This window comes from Halomonas sp. ATBC28 (assembly GCF_005937175.1).
Taxonomy (GTDB): Bacteria; Pseudomonadota; Gammaproteobacteria; order Pseudomonadales; family Halomonadaceae; genus Vreelandella; species Vreelandella titanicae.
Map to the genome: position 1 here is coordinate 1 of NZ_VCQL01000053.1, position 1910 is coordinate 1910.

The 1910-nt window shown below is 57.5% G+C and carries 3 protein-coding genes; 2 read left to right on the plus strand and 1 reads right to left on the minus strand.

The features are described 5' to 3' along the window. Positions 1-898: 898 nt before the first annotated feature. Entirely contained in the window at positions 899-1090 is a 192-nt protein-coding gene (locus tag E0L35_RS25200; RefSeq protein ID WP_000165975.1) for a Rop family plasmid primer RNA-binding protein, read from the minus strand. Between the two features lie 64 nt (positions 1091-1154). Here E0L35_RS25200 and E0L35_RS25205 point away from each other — a divergent pair, with 64 nt between their 5' ends. Together E0L35_RS25205 and E0L35_RS25210 are read left to right on the plus strand one after the other, a co-directional pair. Beyond that, positions 1155-1478, plus strand: coding sequence for a MobC family plasmid mobilization relaxosome protein (locus E0L35_RS25205; protein WP_046072959.1), 324 nt, complete (start codon positions 1155-1157; stop codon positions 1476-1478). Further along, the coding region (locus E0L35_RS25210; protein ID WP_171051233.1) for a relaxase/mobilization nuclease domain-containing protein at positions 1468-1910 on the plus strand (443 nt) is incomplete at its 3' end. The genes E0L35_RS25205 and E0L35_RS25210, both read left to right, overlap by 11 nt.

Sequence of the window (1910 nt, forward strand, 5' to 3'; positions counted from 1 at the left end):
AAATTGTTCTTCTAGTGTAGCCGCACTCCGGCAGCCACTTCAAGTACTCTCTAAATATCTCGCACATGACTTTTACCAATGGCTGCTGCCAGTGGCGCTTTGTGGTGTCTTTTCCGGGTTGGACCCAAGAGAACAGTTACCGGAGAAGGCGCAGCAGTCGGGCTGAACGGGGGGTTCCTGCATACAGCCCAGCCCGGAGCGAACTGCCTAAGTCGCCCCGAGATACCAGAAGACGTGAGCTATGAGAAAGCGCCACGTGTCCCGTAAGGGAGAAAGGCGGAAAAGGTATCCGGTAATCGATATGGCGGGAACGTGGGGGCGCAGGAGGGAGCGATTCACCGGAAACGGTGATGATCTTTAAGCCACGTCGGGTTTCGCCACCGCTGGCGGATTTCATGGTTGAGCCGCAAGGCTCCCACAGATGCACCGAAAAAGTGTCTGTTTTGTGAAGTCCGTCAGGGGGGCGGAGCCTATGGAAAAAGCGCCTCCGGCGCGGCCTTTCCCGGGGTTTCGTTTTTTGCGCACATGTTCTTTCTTGGTTTATCCCCGGGTTCTGTGGATAACAGGGTTAGCGTTTTTGAGAAAGGAGAGTCCGCTCGCCGCAGCCGAACGACCGAGCGTAGCGAGTCAGTGAGCGAGGAAGCGGAAGAGCGCCTGAACTGGCATTTTCTCCTTACGCATCTGTGCGGCATTTCACACCGGACATGGCGCACTTTTCATACAATCCGCACTGATGCCGAATGGTTAAGCCAGTATACACTCCGCTATCGCTACGTGACTGGGTCAGGGCTTCGCCCCGACACCCCAAAGGTCAACGGCCTGACGCGCCCTGGCGGGCTTGTCTGCTCCCGGCATCCGCTCACAGACAAGCTGTGACCGTCTCCGGGAGCTGCATGTGTCAGCGGTTTTCACCGTCATCCCCGAAGCGTGCGAGGCAACTGCGGTAAAGCTCATCGGCGTGGTCGTGAAGCGATTCACAGATGTCTGCCTGTTCATCCGCGTCCAGTTCGTTGAGCTTCTCCAGCAGCGTTAATGTCTGGCCTCTGATGAAGCGGGCCATGTTAAGGGCGGTTTTTTCCTGTTTGGTCACTGATGCCTCCGTGTAAGGGGGGGTTCTGTTCATGGGGGTAATGATACCGATGAAACGCGAGAGGATGCTCACGATACGGGTTACTGATGATGAACATGCCCGGTTACTGGAACGCTGTGAGGGTAAACAACTGGCGGTATGGATGCGGCGGGTCTGCCTGGGTGAGCCGGTTGCCCGTTCCGGGAAGCTGCCGACACTGGCACCGCCGTTACTGTGTCAGCTGGCCGCCATCGGGAATAACCTTAACCAGACAGCGAGGAAGGTGAACAGCGGGCAGTGGTCTTCCGGTGACCGGGTTCAGGTGGTGGCCGCACTGATGGCCATCGGGGATGAGCTGCGCCGGCTGCGTCTGGCGGTCAGGGAACAGGGGGCGCGGGATGATAGTTAAGTTTCATGCCAGGGGAAAAGGTGGTGGCAGTGGTCCGGTTGATTACCTGCTGGGAAGGGAGCGTAACCGGGAAGGGGCAACGGTGCTTCAGGGGAATCCGGAAGAGGTCCGGGAACTCATCGATGCCACGCCATTTGCGAAGAAATACACGTCAGGTGTTCTGTCGTTCGCGGAGAAGGAGCTGCCGCCTGGAGGGCGTGAAAAAGTGATGGCGAGCTTTGAGCGTGTACTGATGCCCGGTCTCGAGAAAAATCAGTACAGCATCCTGTGGGTGGAGCACCAGGACAAGGGACGGCTTGAGCTGAATTTTGTCATTCCGAACATGGAGCTACAGACCGGAAAACGCCTCCAGCCGTACTACGACCGGGCAGACAGGCCGAGAATTGATGCCTGGCAGACGCTGGTGAATCACCATTACGGTCTGCATGACCC